Source organism: Eikenella exigua (genome assembly GCF_008805035.1).
Lineage (GTDB): Bacteria > Pseudomonadota > Gammaproteobacteria > Burkholderiales > Neisseriaceae > Eikenella > Eikenella exigua.
This window is the reverse complement of record NZ_CP038018.1, coordinates 1,169,631-1,189,520: the sequence shown is the minus strand read 5'-3', so window position 1 is coordinate 1,189,520 and position 19,890 is coordinate 1,169,631. Positions and strand designations below refer to the sequence as shown.

17 protein-coding genes are annotated in these 19,890 nt (G+C 56.6%); 5 read left to right on the top strand and 12 right to left on the bottom strand.

The window, feature by feature from the left end; translation table 11 throughout:
• The first annotated feature begins 197 nt into the window (after window positions 1-197).
• The 4 genes from EZJ17_RS06140 (at window position 198) to EZJ17_RS06125 (ending at window position 4,020) form a co-directional block, all read left to right on the top strand.
• Window positions 198-1,271, top strand: coding sequence for an AI-2E family transporter (locus EZJ17_RS06140; RefSeq protein WP_067444958.1), 1,074 nt, complete (start codon window positions 198-200; stop codon window positions 1,269-1,271).
• Window positions 1,272-1,672: 401 nt separating this feature from the next.
• Window positions 1,673-1,936 carry a 30S ribosomal protein S20 gene (gene rpsT, locus EZJ17_RS06135; RefSeq protein ID WP_003823349.1) on the top strand — a complete coding sequence of 88 codons (264 nt, stop codon included), beginning with the start codon at window positions 1,673-1,675 and terminating at the stop codon, window positions 1,934-1,936.
• Window positions 1,937-2,125: 189 nt separating this feature from the next.
• Window positions 2,126-2,506, top strand: coding sequence for a holo-ACP synthase (gene acpS / locus EZJ17_RS06130; protein WP_067438371.1), 381 nt, complete (start codon window positions 2,126-2,128; stop codon window positions 2,504-2,506).
• A 167-nt stretch (window positions 2,507-2,673) separates the two neighbouring features.
• Window positions 2,674-4,020, top strand: coding sequence for an aldehyde dehydrogenase family protein (locus tag EZJ17_RS06125; RefSeq protein ID WP_067438374.1), 1,347 nt, complete (start codon window positions 2,674-2,676; stop codon window positions 4,018-4,020).
• A gap of 410 nt (window positions 4,021-4,430) precedes the next feature.
• On the opposite strand, the gene EZJ17_RS06120 is transcribed toward EZJ17_RS06125, so the two are convergent.
• The 10 genes from EZJ17_RS06120 to EZJ17_RS06075 all read right to left on the bottom strand — a co-directional run bounded on the left by EZJ17_RS06120 (window position 4,431) and on the right by EZJ17_RS06075 (window position 16,338).
• Window positions 4,431-5,876, bottom strand: a complete 1,446-nt coding sequence (locus EZJ17_RS06120) for a S41 family peptidase (RefSeq protein WP_067438377.1) — start codon at window positions 5,874-5,876, stop codon at window positions 4,431-4,433.
• A 250-nt stretch (window positions 5,877-6,126) separates the two neighbouring features.
• Complete coding sequence (locus tag EZJ17_RS06115; RefSeq protein WP_067444955.1) at window positions 6,127-7,455, bottom strand: murein hydrolase activator EnvC family protein; 1,329 nt, start codon at window positions 7,453-7,455, stop codon at window positions 6,127-6,129.
• Window positions 7,456-7,495: 40 nt separating this feature from the next.
• Window positions 7,496-8,098, bottom strand: a complete 603-nt coding sequence (locus EZJ17_RS06110; protein ID WP_151086293.1) for a manganese efflux pump MntP — start codon at window positions 8,096-8,098, stop codon at window positions 7,496-7,498.
• A 48-nt stretch (window positions 8,099-8,146) separates the two neighbouring features.
• Window positions 8,147-9,667 carry a 2,3-bisphosphoglycerate-independent phosphoglycerate mutase gene (gpmI, locus tag EZJ17_RS06105; RefSeq protein ID WP_067444946.1) on the bottom strand — a complete coding sequence of 507 codons (1,521 nt, stop codon included), beginning with the start codon at window positions 9,665-9,667 and terminating at the stop codon, window positions 8,147-8,149.
• Between the two features lie 10 nt (window positions 9,668-9,677).
• Window positions 9,678-9,911, bottom strand: coding sequence for a hypothetical protein (locus tag EZJ17_RS06100; protein ID WP_151086291.1), 234 nt, complete (start codon window positions 9,909-9,911; stop codon window positions 9,678-9,680).
• A 10-nt stretch (window positions 9,912-9,921) separates the two neighbouring features.
• On the bottom strand, window positions 9,922-12,561 hold the full coding sequence (gene leuS / locus EZJ17_RS06095; RefSeq protein WP_067444943.1) for a leucine--tRNA ligase: 2,640 nt from the start codon (window positions 12,559-12,561) through the stop codon (window positions 9,922-9,924).
• 688 nt (window positions 12,562-13,249) lie between these two features.
• Window positions 13,250-15,013: a phosphoenolpyruvate--protein phosphotransferase gene (gene ptsP, locus EZJ17_RS06090; protein WP_067438391.1), complete on the bottom strand. Its 1,764-nt coding sequence runs from the start codon at window positions 15,011-15,013 to the stop codon at window positions 13,250-13,252.
• A gap of 2 nt (window positions 15,014-15,015) precedes the next feature.
• Window positions 15,016-15,285 (bottom strand): HPr family phosphocarrier protein, encoded by a 270-nt coding sequence (locus EZJ17_RS06085; protein ID WP_067438394.1) that lies wholly within the window; start codon window positions 15,283-15,285, stop codon window positions 15,016-15,018.
• A complete protein-coding gene (locus EZJ17_RS06080; RefSeq protein WP_067438396.1) occupies window positions 15,279-15,692 on the bottom strand; it encodes a PTS sugar transporter subunit IIA in 414 nt (137 codons plus the stop codon). Before EZJ17_RS06080 ends, EZJ17_RS06085 begins: the two co-directional genes overlap by 7 nt.
• A gap of 151 nt (window positions 15,693-15,843) precedes the next feature.
• Window positions 15,844-16,338 (bottom strand): DUF456 domain-containing protein, encoded by a 495-nt coding sequence (locus EZJ17_RS06075; RefSeq protein ID WP_082886399.1) that lies wholly within the window; start codon window positions 16,336-16,338, stop codon window positions 15,844-15,846.
• Between the two features lie 208 nt (window positions 16,339-16,546).
• Here EZJ17_RS06075 and EZJ17_RS06070 point away from each other — a divergent pair, with 208 nt between their 5' ends.
• The gene (locus EZJ17_RS06070; RefSeq protein ID WP_067444940.1) at window positions 16,547-17,338 is read left to right on the top strand and encodes an inositol monophosphatase family protein; all 792 of its coding nucleotides are present in this window, start codon (window positions 16,547-16,549) and stop codon (window positions 17,336-17,338) included.
• A gap of 96 nt (window positions 17,339-17,434) precedes the next feature.
• On the opposite strand, the gene EZJ17_RS06065 is transcribed toward EZJ17_RS06070, so the two are convergent.
• On the bottom strand, window positions 17,435-17,965 hold the full coding sequence (locus EZJ17_RS06065) for a hypothetical protein (RefSeq protein WP_151086289.1): 531 nt from the start codon (window positions 17,963-17,965) through the stop codon (window positions 17,435-17,437).
• Window positions 17,966-18,180: 215 nt separating this feature from the next.
• A complete protein-coding gene (locus EZJ17_RS06060; protein WP_151086286.1) occupies window positions 18,181-19,776 on the bottom strand; it encodes a peptide chain release factor 3 in 1,596 nt (531 codons plus the stop codon).
• Window positions 19,777-19,890: the final 114 nt, after the last annotated feature.

Genomic DNA, 19,890 nt, shown 5'->3' with positions numbered 1-19,890 from the left:
GGGATAAAATGGGATGGAGGGAATGTAGCGATGGCGGGGTGGGCAGTCAAGTTGTCTCAAAAGGCTACCTGAAAAGAGAGCGTGGTTTCAGGTAGCCTTTCTTGTTGATTGTGTGTGAAATCATTTGTTTTTTATGGGTTGACACCGGATAATGCGCGCGACGCGGCATGTGCCGGATGAATTTAAGAGGCTGTAGTATGTATCAAGCGAAGAAGCGTGGCTGGCTGCCGTGGGTGGTGGGCATAGCGCTATTGTTGGTGGTGGTGCTTTTAATTGTGCAGATGCGCGATATGCTTTCGCCGTTTGTGGTGGCTGCAGTGTTGGCCTATATTTTGAACCCGCTGGTGGAAAAGCTTTGCCGGCACAGGGTGCGGCGTGCGACGGCGGCGATGCTGGTGATGGTGTTTGCGCTGCTGCTGCTGGTGTTGCTGCTGCTGATTGTGGTGCCGATGTTGGTGCAGCAGTTTGGCAGTTTGCTGGATAAACTGCCGGAATTGGTGGCATTTGCGCAAAATAAGGCGCTGCCCTGGATTAATCATATGCTGGGTACGCATTGGGTGTTGGACGATCAATCGGTATCAAAATGGCTGAGCAGCCATGTGAGCAGCGTTCAGGCGGGGCTTTCCAAGGCGCTGCCGGCCTTGCTGGAACAGGGTGGCAGCCTGGTATCCGGTTTGGGCAACTTGATGGTACTGCCGTTTTTGCTGTATTACTTTTTGCTGGATTGGTCGCGCTGGGCAGAGGGGATTAATACCATGATTCCGCGCCGCTATCTGGCGGCCTATACGCGCATCGGCGGCAATATGGATACGGTGTTGGGCGAATTTTTGCGCGGCCAGCTGATTGTAATGCTGATCATGGGCCTGCTCTATGGTTTGGGCCTGATGCTGGCGGGTTTGGAATCGGGTTTTGCTATTGGTATGGTGGCGGGGCTCTTGGTGTTTGTGCCGTATTTGGGAGCGTTCACTGGCCTGCTGCTGGCCACGATAGCTGCGCTGTTGCAGTTTGGCACTTGGCAGGGGCTGATTACGGTGTGGGCGGTGTTTGCCGTGGGGCAGTTTCTGGAGAGTTTCTTTATCACGCCGAAGATTGTGGGCGATCGCATCGGGCTTTCGCCGTTTTGGGTAATTTTCGCCTTGATGGCTTTCGGCAGCCTGTTGGGCTTTGTGGGTATGCTACTGGCGCTGCCTTTGGCCGCGGTTACGCTGGTATTACTGCGCGAGGGCGTGGTGGCATATATGGATAGCGGGTTCTACCGGCGGGAGAAATAGTTAGGCAGGGTGCGGCGTTATTAGCAAAGGAGATCTGAAAGTTTCAGGTAGCCTTTTTGGTTTGGCTTTGGCAGTTTTAAGATTGAGACCTTTGCAAAACTCCATCTTGGGCACATTTCTTCGCAGTATGCTTCTCGAATGCTTGAAAATATTCCAATATTATCTGCACATTCTGTGATGCTACTACTTTAAACTGTATTCAAATCTGTAGTTTTGCAAAGGCCTCAGATTAGCTGAAAAATATAGCAGTCCGCCCCAAATTTGTTGTATCAGGCAAACGTTCTTTTGCCACTTGCCCTCCGTTTACCGAAAACAGCTCGTGGCTGCTTGCATTTAGGCAACATCGTCAGTAAAATAACGCGCTTACGTATTATATTTTACTTAATCAGGAGATTTTTCATATGGCCAATAGCGCCCAGGCACGCAAACGCGCCCGCCAGTCGCAGAAAAACCGTGCACACAATGCCAGCCTGCGTACTGCTTTCCGTACCGCAGTGAAGAAAGTTTTGAAGGTTGTGGAAAGTGGCGATAAAGCCGCCGCCCAAGCCGAATTCGTGGCAGCCACCAAAGTGATGGACCGCATCGCCGACAAAGGCGTGTTCCACAAAAACAAAGCCGCCCGCCACAAAAGCCGTTTGGCTGCCAAAATCAAAGCCATGGCTTAAGCCGCTTGCTGCATAAACGCTGCCGTATCTTGCAAATAGATGCGGCTTTGTTTTGCGCGGAAGATTTGCAGAACGGTTGTGAGGCTACCTGAAAATATGCCAATCCCAGCAAGCCTAGGCCGCCCACCTGTAAGGCCGCAGCCAAAATGCGCTACAATGCGCCACTATCTTGCACAACAGGAATACTCAATGATCTACGGCATCGGCACCGACATCCTGCGTATCGAGCGCATCGAGCAGCTATACGATAAATACGGCCAGGCATTGGCCGAACGCCTGCTTAGCCGCATCGAACTTTTGGAGTGGCGCTCCGTCGGCAACAAGGTAAACTTCCTAGCCAAGCGGTTTGCCGCCAAAGAAGCCTTTGCCAAAGCCGTGCACACCGGCTTGCGCTCGCCGGTAACTCTGCACCACATCTCCATCGCCCACGACAAACTCGGCCGCCCAGAATTTGTGGTAGAGCCGCCCTTGCAGGAATGGCTGCGCCAACAAGGCATCGGGCGGGTGCATTTGAGCCTGAGCGACGATAACGGCGCGGTGGTAGCCTTTGTCGTGGCCGAAAAAGAGTAGGGCAAGGCAGTTTATAAAAATAATAAAAACAATCGCATCAAGTTTTAGTTTCGCAGAAGCCAGCAGGGCTTGTTTTAGCTTCGTTAAAGCTGCGCTTTCAGGTAGCCTACTGCATGGGCTGCCCGCTAAAACCATTTAATCCAAAGCAAATAGAGAAAGGAAACACCATGTTCTATAGCCGTAACGTCGTCAGCAACACCTTGCTATACGAACGCCCCGCCGACAGCATGGACGCCTTCAGCCAAAGCCTGGCCGAAATGCGCACCGCCCAGCGCCGCTTTGCCGCTGCCGGCGTGCAGGCGCGGGTGGCCATGCTTGCTGCCTTTGCCGACCGCCTCGAAGCCGAAAAAACCAAGCTCGCCCGCATGATTTGCGAAGAAGTCGGCCGCTGCCTGCGCGAATGCGAAGCCGAGATGGACAAATCCGTCTCCCTCATCCGCTATTATGCGAAGCTCGCCCCCCAGCTTCTGCAACACCAAACCATCGCCACCCAGGCCAGCCTCAGCCAAGTGCGCTTCGAGCCCTTGGGCGTGGTGCTGGCCGTGATGCCGTGGAACTACCCCGTGTGGCAGATTATCCGCTTTGCCGTGCCCGCCCTCTGCTCCGGCAATGCCTGCTTGGTGAAACCAGCGCCCAGCGTGGCCCGCGTAACCGCCGTCCTGTTTGATATTGTCGGCAGCGAATTGCCCTGGCGCGCCGCCTGGCTGGCACACGAAGACGTGGAACACGCCATTGCCCAAACCGATGCGCTGGCTTTCACCGGCTCTGCCAACGTCGGCCGCCGCCTGGCCGGTTATGCCGGAAGCCACCTGAAAAAATGCGTGATGGAGCTCGGCGGCAGCAACGCCTTCATCGTGCTCGACGATGCCGACATCGCCCAAGCCGCTGCCGATGCCTGCTATGCCCGCTTCCGCGATGCCGGCCAATCCTGCAACGCCGGCAAACGTATCATTCTCACCAAAGGCATCGCCGCAGAATTCACCCAACTCTTCCTCGAACACTGCCGCCGCCTTACCTCCGGCTGTCCGCTCGATCACGATACCACCCTCGCCCCGCTGCACCGCAAAGACCTGCAGCTGCAAGTGCATGAACAAGTGCAAGACGCGCTCGAACACGGTGCCAAACTCCTGCTCGGCGGCGAACTGCCCAACGAAGCCGATACCACCTTCTACCCGGCCACCGTGCTCGACAACATCACTCCTGCCTGCCGCATGTACCGCGAAGAAGTGTTCGGCCCCGCCGTGGGCATTTTCCACGCCCGCGATGCCGCCGACGCCGTGCGCCTGGCCAACGACAACCCCTTCGGGCTCGGTGCCAGCATCTACTCCGCCAACCTCGACAAAGCCTGGGAGCTCGGCCAGCAAATCGAAGCCGGCAGCGTATTCATCAACCGCCACACCAGCAGCGATTTGCGCCTGCCATTCGGCGGTGTGAAAGATTCCGGCTTCGGGCGCGAACTTTCCGAATTTGGCTTGTATGAATTTGTGAACGTGAAGGCATATTGGCAGAAATAGCGCAGCAGCAGGCTACCTGAAAGCGCAGCTTCAACGCAGTTAAAACGATGTTTGGGCGCAGCCCAAACTGAGTTTTTGCGAAGCTAAAACGGCAGTCCCGCAGGCCGGTTCGCAGCCGGGCGGCATTGCCGCACCGATATCGGATTATTTTCAGGTAGCCTCTATGCCACAGCAAAGGCTACCTGAAAGAGTAAGTACCAACAAAGTTTCAATCGGTCTCTCGTGTTTCAATCTCTAGCCGGAACACATTTTTCACAAGACGGCGAGCTGCAGACAATATGGCAGTAGTAGGATGAGCTAATGCCTCATGAAGAGAAGTGCCTTGGCTATTTCCGAACACTGTGGTGCAAGCGCAATATAAAAGGCTACCTGAAAATATTTCAGGTAGCCTTTTTGCTTGCTTAATCCGCTTAGTGCTCAATCGGTTTGGCCGGGCGGGTGGCGGCCTGGCCCAGGGAGGCGCGCCATTGTTGTGGAGCTTTCACCAGTTCCAAAGCGCGGCGCAATTGGTCGTCTTTGGCCGGATCGGGTTTGTAGCGGGTGGCGGGGTTGTTGTCGGCCTCGTCTTTGGCAGCGGGCTCAGAGGCGGCTTTGTTTTCAGCGCTGTGGTTGTTCAGTGCACGGCCGCGCACTTCGTGGCCGCCGTTGGGGTTGCTCAGGTGGCCGGAGAGGTCGGCTTCGCGGCTTTCATAACGGCGGGTTTTATCAGCCACTTCCACGTCGGGCATGATACCTTGGGCTTGTATGGAGCGGCCGCTGGGGGTGTAGTAGAGCTGGGTGGTGATCTTCAGCGCGCCGCCATTGGAAAGGGGCATCACGGATTGTACGGAGCCTTTGCCGAAGCTTTGGGTGCCCACAATCACGGCGCGTTTGTGGTCTTGCAGGGCGCCGGCCACGATCTCGGAGGCGGAGGCGGAGCCGGAGTTAATCAACACGGTGATGGGGATGGTTTTAAATTCGGCAGGCAGGCCAGCAAGAGGGTCTTTGCTGCTGCCGATTTGGTAGTCGGCGGGTTGGGCTTTGAGATTCATGTTTTCTTTGCCGTTGCGGCCTTTGGTACTCACCACGAGCTGGCCATTTTGCAGGAAGGCGGCAGATACGCCCACTGCGCCATTGAGCAGGCCGCCAGGGTCGTCACGCAGGTCGATGATGAGGCCTTTGAGAGGGCCGCCGTTGGTGCGGCGCATAGTTTGCAGAGCCTCAACCATAGCAGGCACGGTACGTTCTTGGAACTGACTGATACGTAGGTAGCCGTAGCTGGGCTCGATGAGGTCGTGGCGTACGCTGCGCACTTTGATGATGGCGCGGGTAAGGGTAACCACGATGGGCTGGGGCGCGTCTTTTCGGGTGAGGGTAAGGGTGATTTTGGTGCCGGGCTCGCCGCGCATGCGCTTCACGGCATCGTTTACACTCATGTTGCGGGTGGAGGCATCATCGATTTTGATGATGTAGTCGCCACTTTGGATACCGGCACGTTCGGCCGGCGTATCTTCAATCGGGGCAACGATTTTGATGAAGTTATTTTCAGAACTGACCTCCATGCCTAAGCCGCCGAATTCACCTTTAGTATTTTCCTGCAGGTCGGCATAGTCTTTGGTGTTCATGTATTCGGAGTGCGGATCGAGGTGGGCAACCATGCCTTTGAGCGCGCCTTCGAGGATTTCGTCGTCGGTTTTGTCTTGATAGTAGTTGGCTTTCACCTGGCTGTACACTTCGGCCATGGTGCGCAGGGAATCCACAGGCAGGGGCTGCTGGCTGCGGGTTTCGGCAAAGCTCTGCATGCTCAGGCTCACGGCGATGCCGGTGAAGGTGCCCAGGGTGTAGAGGGCAATTTTTTTGAAGGTGTTGTTGGACATAATGGGTTTTTGTCTTTCAGTTTGCTGATTAGGTGGCCGGGATGGTTTGCAGTTGCGGGGCTATTTGGTTTTCAGGTAGCCTGCTGCTCAGCCAGATTGAACTTTAGGCAAATTTTCCTGTTCCAGCAAGGGGGTGGGGGTAAATAAATGCTAAATGGGGGATTTTAGCAGGTTCTGTGTGAGTGGAGGCTGCCTGAAAATGTAGCGCAGCGAGGTTTCTGCAAAGCTAAAGGTCGACTGTTTGGTTTGATTAATTCACCCATGAAGTGGGATTCATGGCCTGGTTGCGGTAGCGGATTTCGAAGTAAAGGCCGTTTTCGCCGTCGGGGAGGCTGCCGCTGCGGCCGATGGTTTGGCGGGCGGATACGCGGCTGCCTGCGCCGGCGCTGATTTGGGAGAGGCCGGTGTAGATGCTGAGGTAGCCGCTGCCGTGGTCGATGATAACGGTGTTGCCGTAGCCTTGCAGTGGGGCGGCGTAGGCGACTTCACCTTCGGCGATGCTGCGCACGGCGGTGGGCGGGGTGCTGATGAAGAGGCCTTTCCAGGTGCCGCCGCCGGGGCGGGCTTGGCCGAAGCGGCCGCTGATGCTGCCGCTAGCGGGGCGTTGCAGGCGGCCTTGCATGCGGCTGAAGCCATGGCTTTGCGGCTCTTGGGCTTCGGGGGCTTCGAGGGCGAGGTCTTCGGCGGTGAGGGTGTTGCGGTTGGTGTTCTCTGGTGTTGGAGTGTCGTGTTGACGGGCTTCGTTGCGTTCGCTTTCAGGTAGCCTTTGCGGACGAGGGGTGGGTTTGTTGCCGTTTTGGGCTTGTTGGGCTTGCTGCTGGCGGCGTTGGCGCAGGGCTTGGGCTCGGCGCTGGCGTTCGGCTTCCTGCCGTTGGGCGGAGCGGCGGCTGAGGCTGGCGATGAGGCCGTTGAGACGGCTTTCGTTTTGGCGCAGGGTGTGCAGCTTGGCGGTTTCGCGGCTGATGTCTTGCTCGAGGTTTTGCTGTTGGCGTTGCTGCTGTTGCTGCTGGCGGCCGAGGCGGGCGGCGGTGGTTTGCTGCTGGCGTTTGAGGGCGTCGAGCCGCTTCAACTGCTCGTTGATGCTGTCTTGCTGCTGTTTGAGTTCTTGGCGGTTGTGTTGCAGCTGGGTGAGGGCTTGGGCGTTGGCTTGGTTGAGGTGGCGTAGGTATTCGAGATGGCGGCCTTTTTGTTGGGGGTCGGCGTTTTGCAGGAACAGGGTTACGGCGTTGGGCTGCTGATTGCGGTAGCGGCTGTTGAGCAGGCGGGCGGCTTGGGCTTGGGTGTTTTGGATGAGGGTTTGCAGGCTGTCGAGCTTGGCCTGCATGGCTTGCAGCTCGCGCCAGACGGTTTGGCGGCTGCGGGTGAGGCGGTCGAGCTCGCGGCGCACGGTGTCGAGTTCGCTTTGGGTTTGGCGGATGTTGCTTTGCAGCTGGCGTTGTTCGCTTTGCTGCTGTTGGAGTTTGCGGTTGCTCTCGCCGATGGCGCGCTGTACTTGGCGCAGGTCGTCTTTGGGCGCGGCGGCGGCGGGCAGGGCGCTGCAGAGGAGGGCAAGGAGGATAAGGATTTTGCTGTGCTTCATGAGGCTACCTGAAAAAAAGGAGAGGCTACCTGAAAAGGGTTTAGGGAAAATGGAGGTGTTCGGCGAGGATGAGGGTGCCGATCCCGATGAGTACAAGGCCGCCGAGGATTTCGGCGCGTTTGCCGATGGCACTGCCCAGGAGGCTGCCCAAACGCAGGCCGATGGCGGCCATGATGGTGGTGGCCAGGCCGATGGCGAGAGCGGTGAGCAGGATGTTGACTTCGAGGAAGGCTAGGCCGACGCCGACGATCATGGAGTCGATGCTGGTGGCGAAGGCAATGGCAACGAGCATGAGCGGCGAGGGCGGGCGGCGGCCGGATTGGCCGCTTTCGGGCTGTGCCTTTTCAGATTGTTCCCCGGCGTGCTGTTCCGGCTGTAGCGCGCCATAAATCATACGCAGGCCGAGTAGGAGCAGCAGGAGGAAGGCGATCCAGTGATCCCAATCGGCGATGTAGCGTTGTGCCACTGAGCCGATTGCCCAGCCGATGAGCGGGGTGAGGGCTTCCACACTGCCAAACACGGCTGCGGTACGCAGTGTACCCCGGCGGGTGGGCGTGCCGATGGCGGCGCCTTGGGCGATGGCGGCGGCGAAGGCGTCCATAGACATGCCGAAGGCGAGGGCGAGGATGGTGAGGAAGCTCATGGCGGGTGGAGGCTACCTGAAGCTTTCAGGTAGCCTGCTGCTGGGCGGTCAAACAAACTCAATCAGGCTCTCGCCGCTCATTTCCTGCGGCTTGGGCAGGCCGAGCATGGCGAGGAGAGTGGGGGCGATGTCTTTCAGCGCGCCGCCGGCTTTGATGCGGGCGGGGCGGCCCACATACAGGAAGGGTACGGGGTTGGTGGTGTGCTGGGTGTGCGGCTGGCCGTTGGCGGGGTCGAACATCTGCTCGCAGTTGCCGTGGTCGGCGGTAATTAGCACTTCGCCGCCGGCTGCTTGAGCAGCAGCCACGATTTTGCCCACACAGTCGTCGAGCGTTTCCACCGCTTTGATGGTGGCAGCCAGCACGCCGCTGTGGCCGACCATATCGCCGTTGGCGAAGTTGCACAGGATCACATCGAAACGCTTGGCGGCGAGGCTGTCGAGGATGTGTTGGCACACTTGCGGCGCGCTCATTTCGGGCTGTAAATCGTAAGTGGCAACTTTGGGCGAGGGCACGAGGATGCGCTCTTCGCCGGGATAGGGCTCTTCGCGGCCGCCGTTGAGGAAGTAGGTAACGTGCGGATATTTCTCGGTTTCGGCAATGCGCAGTTGGCTTATGCCTTGGGCAGACAGGTATTCGCCCAAGCCGTTGCGGATACTTTCTTGGGCAAACAGCACGGGGAAGCGGTATTGGCTGCCGTAGCTGGTGAGCGAGGTGAAATAGCTGGGGCGGAAGCGCTGTTGGCGAGGGAAGCCTTGGAAATCGTCGAACAGCAGGGCTTGGGTGAGCTCGCGGGCGCGGTCGGCGCGGAAGTTCATGAAGACAACCGCATCGCCATCGTGCAGGGCGGCTGTGGGATCAATAACGGTGGGCTGCACGAATTCGTCGTGTTCGCCACGTTCATAGGCGGCAGCCAGGGCTTGCAGCGGCGTGTCGGCGCGGAACGGGGCTTGGCCGAACAAGGCGTTGTAGGCCTGCTCAACGCGCTCCCAGCGGTTGTCGCGGTCCATGGCGAAGAAGCGACCGACCACGCAGCCCACTTTCACTTGCGGGTGTTGCTCGCAATAGCTTTGCAGGGTTTTCAGGTAGCCTTCCGCACTTTGCGGCGGGGTGTCGCGGCCGTCTAGGAAGGGGTGGAACACGATTTTCTGCATACCGGCGGCCAGGGCGGCGTCGGCCACGGCGAAGAAGTGGTTGATGTGGCTGTGTACGCCGCCGTCGGAGAAGCAGCCGAGCAGGTGCACGGTTTTCGTGGGGCTTTGCCAGGCGGCGGTGAGGGCAGGGTTTTGCGCGAGCGAGCCATTTTCGATGGCCATATCGATGCGGGTGATGTCTTGCGCCACCACGCGGCCGGCGCCGATATTCAAATGCCCCACTTCGGAGTTGCCGAACTGGCCGGAGGGCAGACCCACCATGCGTTCGGAGGCGTCAATCGTGCCGTAGGCGTATTGTGCTTTGAGGCGGTCGAGATTGGGGGTGTTGGCGAGGAGGACGGAGTTGTCGTCGCCTTCGAGTCGGTGGCCGAAGCCGTCGAGAATGAGGAGGACGATGGGTTTGGTGAGCTTGCTCATGGTGTGCGTTTCAGATGGAAATTGGGATGACGGCATTATATAGCGGATTGGGTGAGAATTGAATGCGGGGGGAGGGCAGGGTGTTGTTTGGGAAGAGGGTTGGGCAAAGGGGGAGGCACAAAAGGCTACCTGAAATTTCAGGTAGCCTTCGTATTGCGGCGGGGAGATGATTACCAAGTTTTTTCTTGTTGAAAAACAGGCTACCTGAAAAAGCCAAATCGGTTTTCAGGTAGCCTTTATTCAACCAAACGGCCTTACACCACGATATTCACCAGCCGTTTCGGCACCACGATGATTTTCTTCGGTTCTTTGCCTTCCATGAACTTCTGCGCGCCGGCGGTGGCGAGGGCGGCGGCTTCGATGGTGGCTTTGTCGGCCTCGGCAGGAACGGTGATTTTATCGCGCAGTTTGCCGTTTACCTGCACCATCATCTCCATCTCGGTTTGCACCAGCGCGGCGGGATCGGCTTTTGGCCAGGGCTGCTGCCACACATTACCGCCCTCGCGCAGCTGCTCCCACAGGTTTTCGCAAATATGCGGCACGATGGGCCACAGCAAAAGCAGTACGGTTTCGAGAGTTTCCTGCGCTACTTCGCGGCCGTGTGCTTCGGCGAATGCGCCGTTTTTGGCGGTGGCATCATACTGGTTCAGCAGCTCCATCACGGCGGCGATGGCGGTGTTGAACTGCTGGCGGCGGTCGTAGTCGTCCGTTACTTTGGCGATGGTGCTGTGCAGCTTGAAGCGCAACTCTTTCAGGCTACCTGAAAGTGAGTTGTGGCTACCTGCAAACACTGCGGCCGTGCCGCCCTGTTTGAACTCATACACGGTGCGCCACAGGCGGCGCAGGAAGCGGTGTGCGCCTTCCACGCCTGCATCCGACCATTCCAGCGACTGCTCGGGCGGGCTGGCGAACATCATAAACAGGCGGGCGGTGTCCGCACCATAGGCTTCGATGAGTTCTTGCGGGTCCACGCCGTTGTTTTTGGATTTGGACATTTTTTCCACGCCGCCAATCACCACGGGTTGCCCGTCCGCTTCCAGCACGGCGGACACAGGGCGGCCTTTGTCGTCTGTCTGTACGCGAACTTCAGTGGGGTTGAACCACGTTTTTTTCCCGTCCTCACTTACGCGGTAATACGTCGCCGCCAGCACCATGCCCTGCGTGAGCAGTTGTTTGAACGGCTCGCGCACGGACACGATGCCTTCGTCGTTCATCAGTTTGGTGAAGAAACGGGCATACAGCAGGTGCAGGATGGCGTGTTCTATGCCGCCGATATACTGGTCGGCCTGCCCCCAATACGCGGCGGCTTCGGGTGCGACCATATGCGCGTCGTCGCGCGGCGACATATAGCGGAACTGGTACCAGCTTGATTCCACAAACGTGTCCATGGTGTCGGTTTCACGCTTGGCCGCGCCGCCGCATTTCGGACAGGTGGTTTCGTAAAATTCGGGCATTTTGGCCAGCGGCGAACCTGCGCCGTCCGGCACCACGTTTTCAGGCAGCACCACGGGCAAATCTTTTTCCGGCACGGGCACGTCGCCGCATTGGTCGCAATGAATAATTGGTACGGGGCAGCCCCAATAGCGTTGGCGCGAAATACCCCAGTCGCGCAGGCGGTATTGCGTTTTCGGTTCGCCCGCAGAAGCAGCCTGTAACTTGGCGGCGATGGCATCGAAGGCAGCCTGAAAATTCAAACCGTTGAATTCGTTGCTGTTTACCAGCACACCGTTTTCCTTATCGGCATACCAATCCTGCCATTGCGCCGCATCAAACGGCTGGCTGTCCACGCTAATCACCTGCTTAATCGGCAGATGATACTGTTTGGCAAAGGCGAAATCGCGTTCGTCATGCGCGGGCACGGCCATCACCGCGCCGTCGCCGTAGCCCCACAGCACATAGTTCGCCACCCACACTTCCAGCCGCTCGCCGTTGAGCGGGTTGATGACGAAGCGGCCGGTGGGCATGCCTTTTTTCTCCATGGTCGCCATATCGGCTTCCGCCACGCTGCCCGCCTTGCATTCGGCAATGAACGCTTGCAGTGCAGGCTGCTTTTCGGCAGCGGCAGTGGCCAGCGGATGCTCGGCGGCCACGGCCACATAAGTCGCGCCCATCAGCGTGTCGGGGCGGGTGGTATACACCTGCATAAACTCGCGGTGGCTTTCAGGTAGCCCTTCGCGGCTGTCGGCGGCTACCTGAAAACGCACCGTCATGCCGCGCGATTTGCCAATCCAGTTGCGCTGCATGGTTTTCACTTGTTCCGGCCAGTCCAAATCGTCCAAATCCGCCAGCAGCTGCTCGGCATAATCGGTGATTTTGAAGTAGTACATCGGGATTTCGCGCTTTTCCACCAGCGCGCCGGAACGCCAGCCGCGCCCGTCAATCACCTGCTCGTTGGCCAGCACGGTTTGATCGACCGGGTCCCAGTTCACCGTGCCCAACTTCTTGTACACAATGCCTTTTTCAAACAGCTTGGTAAACAGGAGCTGCTCCCAGCGGTAGTATTCCGGGCGGCAGGTGGCGATTTCGCGCTCCCAATCCAGCGCAAAGCCCAGGCTCTGCAACTGCTTGCGCATATAGGCAATGTTTTCATACGTCCATTTGGACGGCGCAACTTGGTGGTTAATCGCCGCATTTTCGGCGGGCATGCCGAACGCGTCCCAACCCATTGGCTGCAACACGTTGAACCCCTGCATTTTTTTGAAGCGGCTGCGCACATCGCCGATGGTGTAGTTGCGCACATGCCCCATGTGCAGCTTACCGCTGGGATAGGGGAACATGGAGAGGCAGTAGAATTTGGGTTTGGAAGCGTCTTCGGACACATTGAACATGCGTTCAGCAGCCCATTTTTTCTGCGCAGCGGGTTCGGTGAGTGATGGTTGGTAGTGTTCTTGCATGATGAGGTTTTGCCGATGGTTTCGGATAGATTGAAAAGCTATAGATTATAAGCCAGCAGCGGGCGCTACGCCAAACGGGATGACGGCGGGAAAATCAATTAGGAATGATACAGCGTTAGCTTGCCTTACTAACCTGTACTGTCTATGGCTAGCCACCTGATCTCATTCCTACTTGGAACAATTATAAATTGGGAGGCTGTTGTTTGAAACAGCCTCCCAAGGCGATGTAATGATTCTGAAAAACGAGCTCATAGATTGCAATAGTCGGTTCCACATTTCTCTGTGGCCAGAGACTACCTGAAAGCACAAAACTCAAATGAGCTTAGCTTCCTTCCCTTTCGTTTTGGCTGGCTAAATATAGAAACCCCCTCCATCTAGCCTACACAAAAAAAACCATCAATACCAAGGGAGGAAGTATCGATGGCCAATTTGCGGGAAAACGTCTACTTACTATCCATGCTTGCCTACCAAGAAGCAGCACAGATGTAGTACATTATATAGAACACTTTCCACGATGTCTCTACCTAATTGTCTTTTTTACCTAACTGCCGCAATTTACTGCAATTAAATTGCATAAAAATACACTTTGCCAACAACTCGAGCGTTTACTTTAATTAATATTGATATCAGTATTTAAACAATATTGTTTAACATTTATTCACTTTTTGCCTGATAATGCCGTGCGATGTTATGTTATTTCAAATGTTGTATTTTTGTCATCATCCATTGTATTCATCTTTTTAACGGCTTGCCGCACCTTCTCCGGATCGCTCAGGCGCAGCAGTTTTTGCACCTGTGCTGCCAGCTCGCCAGCGTGGCTTTGAATGATTACATTCTTCACGGCCAAAAGATTGCTGGCGTTCATGGAGAAGCGGCGCAAGCCCAAGCCGAGCAGCAGGCGGATGAAATGTAAATCACCAGCCATTTCGCCGCATACCGATACTGGCTTGCCCATGCGTTTGGCAGTGCGGAAAATATGGTGCAGTAGTTTCAACACTGCTGGATGGGCGGGCTGGTAGAGGTAGCTCACGCTATCGTCGCCACGGTCTACTGATAAGGTGTATTGAATCAAATCGTTGGTGCCCACTGAGATAAAATCCAAGTGTTGCAGGATATGGCCCACTGTGAGCGCGGCGGAGGGAATTTCAATCATCGCGCCCACCTGCACTTCGCCATATTCTGTGTCACGTTCATCCAGCTGCTTACGGGCAACGGCCAAATGATTGATACATTGTCGCACTTCATCCACCGAAGTAATCATCGGCCACATAATCTTTACCGACCCGTGCGCCGCTGCGCGCAAAATCGCACGCATTTGGGTACGGAACATCAGTGGCTCGGCCAGGCATAGGCGGATACCGGTCATGCCCAGCGCGGGATTGAGCGCATGGTCCTCGCCGAACCAGCGCGGGTTTTTGTCCACGCCCAAATCCACGGTACGCACGGTGAGCGGCTTGCCTTTGAGCTTTTTCACAATGCCGGCATACACGCGGTATTGCTCGTCTTCCTCAGGCAGATTATCGCGGTTGAGAAACAGAAATTCACTGCGAAACAGTCCCACGCCGTCGGCAGAGAGGCGGTGCATCAGGCGCACATCTTGGGCGGATTCAATATTAGCCAACAGCTCTATATCTACGCCGTCTTTGGTGGTGGCGGTGATGTCTTTGAGTTTGTTGAGCAGGCGGCGCTGGCTGCGGTATACGCGGTCGCGCTTGCGGTATTCGCTGAGGATTAAATCGTCGGGGTTGATAATCAGCACGCCACTGATGCCGTCCACGATAATCCAGTCGTCTTGGCTGATGAGTTCGCGTGCGTTGTAGAGCCCGATTACCGAGGGCATATCCAGGCTGCGCCCCAAAATGGCGGTATGGCTGGTGGGGCCGCCGGCATCGGTGGCGAATCCGGCAATATGGTGTTCTTTGAAGTACACTGCATCGGCAGGCGACAAATCGTGGGCAATCAGGATGATGTCGTCGTCTAACTCGCTTTCTTCGGGCAAGAAATCGGTATGCTGCCCCATCAGGTTTTGGTGAATCCGCTCGGCTACCTGAAGCATATCCTGCTTGCGTTCGCGCAGGTATTCATCTTCAATCGCATCAAACTGCTCGGCCAGCTTATCGGTTTGCAGCTTCAGCGCCCATTCAGCATTGATGGCCTGCGCGCGCAGAATATCAATCGGCTCGCGCGAAAGTGTAACGTCGGTCAGGAGCATCAGGTGCAGCGAAATAAACGCGCCCAATTCGGTTGGCGCATTTTCCGGAATGGCGCTGCGCAGCTGCTCCAGTTGTCGGCGCGTGGCCTTGATGGCGGCATCGAAACGTTCGGCTTCCGCATCAATTTCTTCCGGCGCCAAATCCAGTTGCGGCACTTCCTCCATGCCGCGCACCACCAAATGTGCCCGCCCGATGGCAATCCCGCCGCCTGCTGCAAATCCGTGCAACACCACGCTCATGTTTATTCGCCTTCGTCAAAATAATTGTTGATTAAAGCCGTCAGCGCCTGCATGGCTGCTTGTTCGTCTGCCCCCTCGGTTTCAATTTCAATCACCGAGCCCTTGGCTGCTGCCAGCATCATCAAACCCATAATGCTTTTGCCGTTTACGCATCTGCTGTTGCGGCACACCCGCACTTCCGCCGCAAACGCGCCTGCCGTTTGCGTGAACTTGCTGCACGCGCGCGCGTGCAGCCCCAGTTTGTTTATAATCTCCACCTCCTGTTTCAGCATACACCCTGCTCCTCTTCCGGCAACACCAACATAATCCCCGCTAAGGCCGACTGGCGGACCGACTCGGCCATTGCCAGTAAATCATCAGCCTTTTCCGCCCCCTGCACCGCTTTCACCATCATCGGCGCATTCAGCCCGGTGAGCATCACCATGCGGTGGTGTGGTAGCAGCCGGCGGCCGATATTGCACGGCGTAGCGCCAAACACGTCGGCTAAAAGCAAAATACCGTCGGCAAACGCCAAACGCTCCGCTTCCGCTTGGGCTCGAGCGGCGGCCACGTCCACATCTTCATCCGGGTTCACTCCCACAATTGCCAAATGCGCCGGCATCTGCTTGAAAAAATGCCGGGCCAGCTTGGTGTACGACTCGCCCAGCGTTTCATGCGTGATAATCATCAAACCAATCATGTGTTTCTCATTCCATTGCAAAATTTTTTTCAGGTAGCCTTGAGCCAGTTAAAAGGGTAATGCTAAACAGGCTGGAGGCTACCTAAAAGCGTTTAATCGGCCATTTTCCGTTTTCAGGTAGCCTCTGCTTGGCAACAGGCTACCTGAAACTTTAACTCAACCAATAATACACATACAGCCCGAAAATGCTAAACAGCACCACCAGCGCACAGCCCAACTTCGCCACCACGCCCGCCACAAAGCCCAAGAGCGTGCCCAGCCCCACTTTGCCAGCCGCCCACAAGTTGCGTTGCGCCGCAAATTCTCCCATTGCCGCGCCAACCAGCGGGCCCAGCACCATGCCCGGCAGCGCAAAAAACAGCCCCACAACGCCGCCCGCCAACGAGCCCCACAGCGCCTGTTTGCTTGCCCCGGTAAACTTCGCCCCCAGCAGCCCCGCCATATAATCCAGCGTCCAGGCCAGCGCCATAATCAGCCCCAACACCGTCAGCGCCGTGGTGCCGATAACCTCGTAATTCTGGCTGTAGGCCAAGAGCCAAGTGCCCGCAAACATCAGCGGCATCCCCGGCAGCAGCGGGTGTATTGCGCCCGCCAAACCCGCTAGCAGCAACACCAGTGCCAGAATAATCAGCAAAGCTGTCATCATTAAATTCCTTTATCAAACAAGGCAGGCAAATTCCCGCATGCCAATCAAATAAGGCCGCCGCTGCCGATTTAAAGCCCGGGCGCTTTTGCCCGTCTGCCGCCCAAGGTATAATGCCGCCCCAACATCGGCTGCCGTTTCCGGCGCAGCCTTTCCATTTTCAGGTAGCCTGCCAGCAGCAGCCTGCCCTCACCAGCCAAATCGGAGAAATATGAATCCCGTCCTCAACACCGCTGTCAAAGCCGCCCGCCGCGCCGGCGACATGATGCTACGTGCCGCCAACACCCTGCCCGCAGTTAAAATCGACAGCAAGGCCTTCAACGATTTCGTTTCCGACATAGACCGCACTGCCGAGGAAATCGTCCGCGAAATCCTGCAGGAAGCCTATCCCCAGCACAAAATCACCGCCGAAGAAGGCGGCAGTAGCGGCCCCGAAAAAGCCGAATACGAATGGATTATCGACCCGCTCGACGGCACCACCAACTACCTGCACGGCCATCCCCAATACGCCATCAGCATGGCTCTGCTGCACAAAGGCGTATTGCAGGAAGCCCTCGTTTACGCCCCCGAGCGCAACGACCTCTACCTCGCCTCACGCGGCCAAGGCGCCCTACTCAACGACCGCCGCATCCGCGTATCCAACCGCATCGAGCTCAACCGCTGCCTGATCGGCACCGGCTTCCCCGTGGTGGATCAAAGCATGATGGAGCGCTACCTAAACATCCTGCGCGACTTCCTCGCCAAAACCGCCGGCGCCCGCCGCGAAGGCGCCGCCTCGCTCGATCTGTGCGCCGTGGCCTGTGGCCGCTTCGACGGCTTCTTCGAATTCAACCTCAAACCCTGGGACATCGCTGCCGGCGCACTTATCGTGCAGGAAGCGGGCGGTATTGTAACCGATATGCGCGGCAACGAAGGCTGGCTCGAAAGCGGCAACATCGTAGCTGCCCCGCCCAAGGTGCTGGCACAAATGCTGCAAACCATCGCCCTGCATTTGGCTGCCTAATACTCTTACATAATATAAAGGCTACCTGAAAACACTGCGTCAACGAAATTCAAACCACGCGCTGTGTTTTCAGGTAGCCTTTTCTCATCCCCACACTTATTCAGCCTCCACATAATACCCCAGCTGATTCTCCCGCACTTTCACCCGCACCGTCTGCCCAATCATCTCCCGTGGCGCACTCCGCAAAAAACCGTATTCCACATCAAACTGCGTACCGTCCTCCAGCTCCAGCACCCACGTATTGAATCCACTCTGGCTTCCCCGTATTTCCAACAACCGGGCTTGTACTAAAACTGGCTGCAGCGGCAGCAATGTGGCTAGCACGATGCCGTTTACCGCCACCCGCGTCATCACGCAAGCCAGCAACACGCCCCACATCACGCGCGACATATTAGATTTAAACTTATTATGTGCACCTGCACCGCCCTGCCCTCCGCTCGCCGGCCAGCGCAGCAGCCAACGCACGCAGCACACCGCCAGCGGCACAAACACAATGATGCCCAGCCGCGAAGCATCTGCCTTCCACACCAGCGGCCGGGTAAGCAGCAGAAGTGATCCCAACAACACCGCCACCACCAATGCCAGCTTGTTCCACCATTCCCATTCGCTCATTTTGAACCAAGCCATTTCGCTTTCTCCATTCGGTGTTCAGGCTACCTGAAAATATGCCTACCCGATTTTTCAGGTAGCCTTGCACATTCTTCACAAACAAGCACTTAAGTCTACCTGATAACCATGATTGTCTCCTAAGAACAGTTAAAGAATACAAGGCCAAGATGCGCAAACCAGCTCGCACTCATTCAACAAAGGCTACCTGAAACCCATTTTCAGGTAGCCTCTTATCAACTCAGCTTCGCCGCATGTTCCCTGGTTTCATGGAACACAATATCCGGCCAGCGTTCCTGCGTCAGGTTCAGGTTCACGCGGTTGGGCGCGAGGTAGGCGAGGTTGCCGCCTGCGTCTACCGCCAGATTGCCCGCGTTGGCTTTTTCAAACTCCGCCAGCTTTTTCTTGTCTTCACACGATACCCAGCGTGCCGACCAGATGGATGCGCTGTCAAACACGGCTTCTACGCCGTATTCGTTGGCGAGGCGGGAGGTAACGACCTCAAATTGCAACACGCCGACCGCGCCCAAAATCAAATCCGCGCCGCTCATGGGTTTGAACACCTGTACTGCACCTTCTTCGCCAAGCTGTTGCAAGCCTTTTTGCAGTTGCTTGATTTTCAGTGGGTTTTTGATGCGGACGCTGCGGAACAGTTCGGGCGCGAAGAAGGGGATGCCGGTGAACGCCAGTTGTTCGCCTTCCGAGAAGCTGTCGCCGATTTGGATGTTGCCGTGGTTCGGGATGCCGATGATGTCGCCCGCGTAGGCTTCTTCCACCAGCTCGCGGTCGTGCGACATGAAGGTAACCACGCTGGAGGCGGCGATTTCGCGGTTGATGCGCAGGTGTTTCATCTTCATGCCGCGCTCGAATTTGCCGGAGCAGACGCGCAAAAAGGCGATGCGGTCGCGGTGTTTCGGATCCATATTAGCTTGGATTTTAAAGATAAATCCGGAAAACTTTGGCTCGTCCGGCTCGACCATACGTATGGTCGCATCGCGCGGTTTCGGTGCGGGCGCCCAGTCAATCAATGAATTGAGGATTTCCTGAATACCGAAGTTGTTAATCGCCGAGCCGAAGAACACGGGCGTGAGGCTACCTGAAAGAAATTCGTCGAGATTGAACTCGTTGGAAGCAGCCTGCACCAATTCGATTTCGTCGCGCAACTGCTGGATTTCCAACGGAAAGCGTTGTTCCAATTCGGGATTGTCGATGCCTTTGATGATGTCGAACTCGTGCGGCAGGCGCTCGCCACCTGCCTCGAAAAGATAGATTTCGTCGTTCAGGATGTGGTACACGCCTTTGAAGTTTTTGCCCATGCCGATCGGCCAAGTAACGGGCGCGCAGCGGATTTTTAAAATATTTTCTACTTCGTCCAACAATTCCAAAGAATCGCGCACTTCGCGGTCGTATTTGTTCATGAACGTGACAATCGGCGTATTGCGCAGGCGGCAGACGTTCAAGAGTTTGATGGTTTGCGCTTCCACGCCTTTTGCCGCGTCGATGACCATCAAGGCGCTGTCCACGGCGGTCAAAACGCGGTAGGTGTCTTCGGAGAAGTCTTGGTGTCCCGGCGTGTCCAAGAGGTTGACGGTGTGGTCTTTGTAGTCGAACTGCATCACAGACGAAGCCACGGAAATGCCGCGCTGCTTCTCGATTTCCATCCAGTCGGAGGTGGCGAATTTGCCGGTTTTCTTGCCTTTCACCGTGCCCGCGCTCTGAATCGCGCCTGAAAACAGCAAGAGCTTTTCAGTCAGCGTGGTTTTACCCGCGTCGGGGTGGGAGATGATGGCAAACGTGCGGCGGCGGCGCACTTGGTCTGGAATATTGGACATGGCGGAAAATCCGAATTGAAAACGGCGTATTTTAACATATTGCTGCGAAGGGAAAGGCTACCTGAAAATATGGACAGCAATGAAGTTAAAAATTCATCCGCCAGATTTTTCAGG

Coding starts and splice junctions, on each gene's coding strand:
- EZJ17_RS06140 (WP_067444958.1), top strand. CDS start 198: ATGTATCAAGCGAAGAAGCGTGGCTGGCTGCCGTGGGTGGTGGGCATA.
- rpsT (WP_003823349.1), top strand. CDS start 1,673: ATGGCCAATAGCGCCCAGGCACGCAAACGCGCCCGCCAGTCGCAGAAA.
- acpS (WP_067438371.1), top strand. CDS start 2,126: ATGATCTACGGCATCGGCACCGACATCCTGCGTATCGAGCGCATCGAG.
- EZJ17_RS06125 (WP_067438374.1), top strand. CDS start 2,674: ATGTTCTATAGCCGTAACGTCGTCAGCAACACCTTGCTATACGAACGC.
- EZJ17_RS06120 (WP_067438377.1), bottom strand. CDS start 5,876: ATGTCCAACAACACCTTCAAAAAAATTGCCCTCTACACCCTGGGCACC.
- EZJ17_RS06115 (WP_067444955.1), bottom strand. CDS start 7,455: ATGAAGCACAGCAAAATCCTTATCCTCCTTGCCCTCCTCTGCAGCGCC.
- EZJ17_RS06110 (WP_151086293.1), bottom strand. CDS start 8,098: ATGAGCTTCCTCACCATCCTCGCCCTCGCCTTCGGCATGTCTATGGAC.
- gpmI (WP_067444946.1), bottom strand. CDS start 9,667: ATGAGCAAGCTCACCAAACCCATCGTCCTCCTCATTCTCGACGGCTTC.
- leuS (WP_067444943.1), bottom strand. CDS start 12,561: ATGCAAGAACACTACCAACCATCACTCACCGAACCCGCTGCGCAGAAA.
- ptsP (WP_067438391.1), bottom strand. CDS start 15,013: ATGAGCGTGGTGTTGCACGGATTTGCAGCAGGCGGCGGGATTGCCATC.
- EZJ17_RS06085 (WP_067438394.1), bottom strand. CDS start 15,285: ATGCTGAAACAGGAGGTGGAGATTATAAACAAACTGGGGCTGCACGCG.
- EZJ17_RS06080 (WP_067438396.1), bottom strand. CDS start 15,692: ATGATTGGTTTGATGATTATCACGCATGAAACGCTGGGCGAGTCGTAC.
- EZJ17_RS06075 (WP_082886399.1), bottom strand. CDS start 16,338: ATGATGACAGCTTTGCTGATTATTCTGGCACTGGTGTTGCTGCTAGCG.
- EZJ17_RS06070 (WP_067444940.1), top strand. CDS start 16,547: ATGAATCCCGTCCTCAACACCGCTGTCAAAGCCGCCCGCCGCGCCGGC.
- EZJ17_RS06065 (WP_151086289.1), bottom strand. CDS start 17,965: ATGGCTTGGTTCAAAATGAGCGAATGGGAATGGTGGAACAAGCTGGCA.
- EZJ17_RS06060 (WP_151086286.1), bottom strand. CDS start 19,776: ATGTCCAATATTCCAGACCAAGTGCGCCGCCGCCGCACGTTTGCCATC.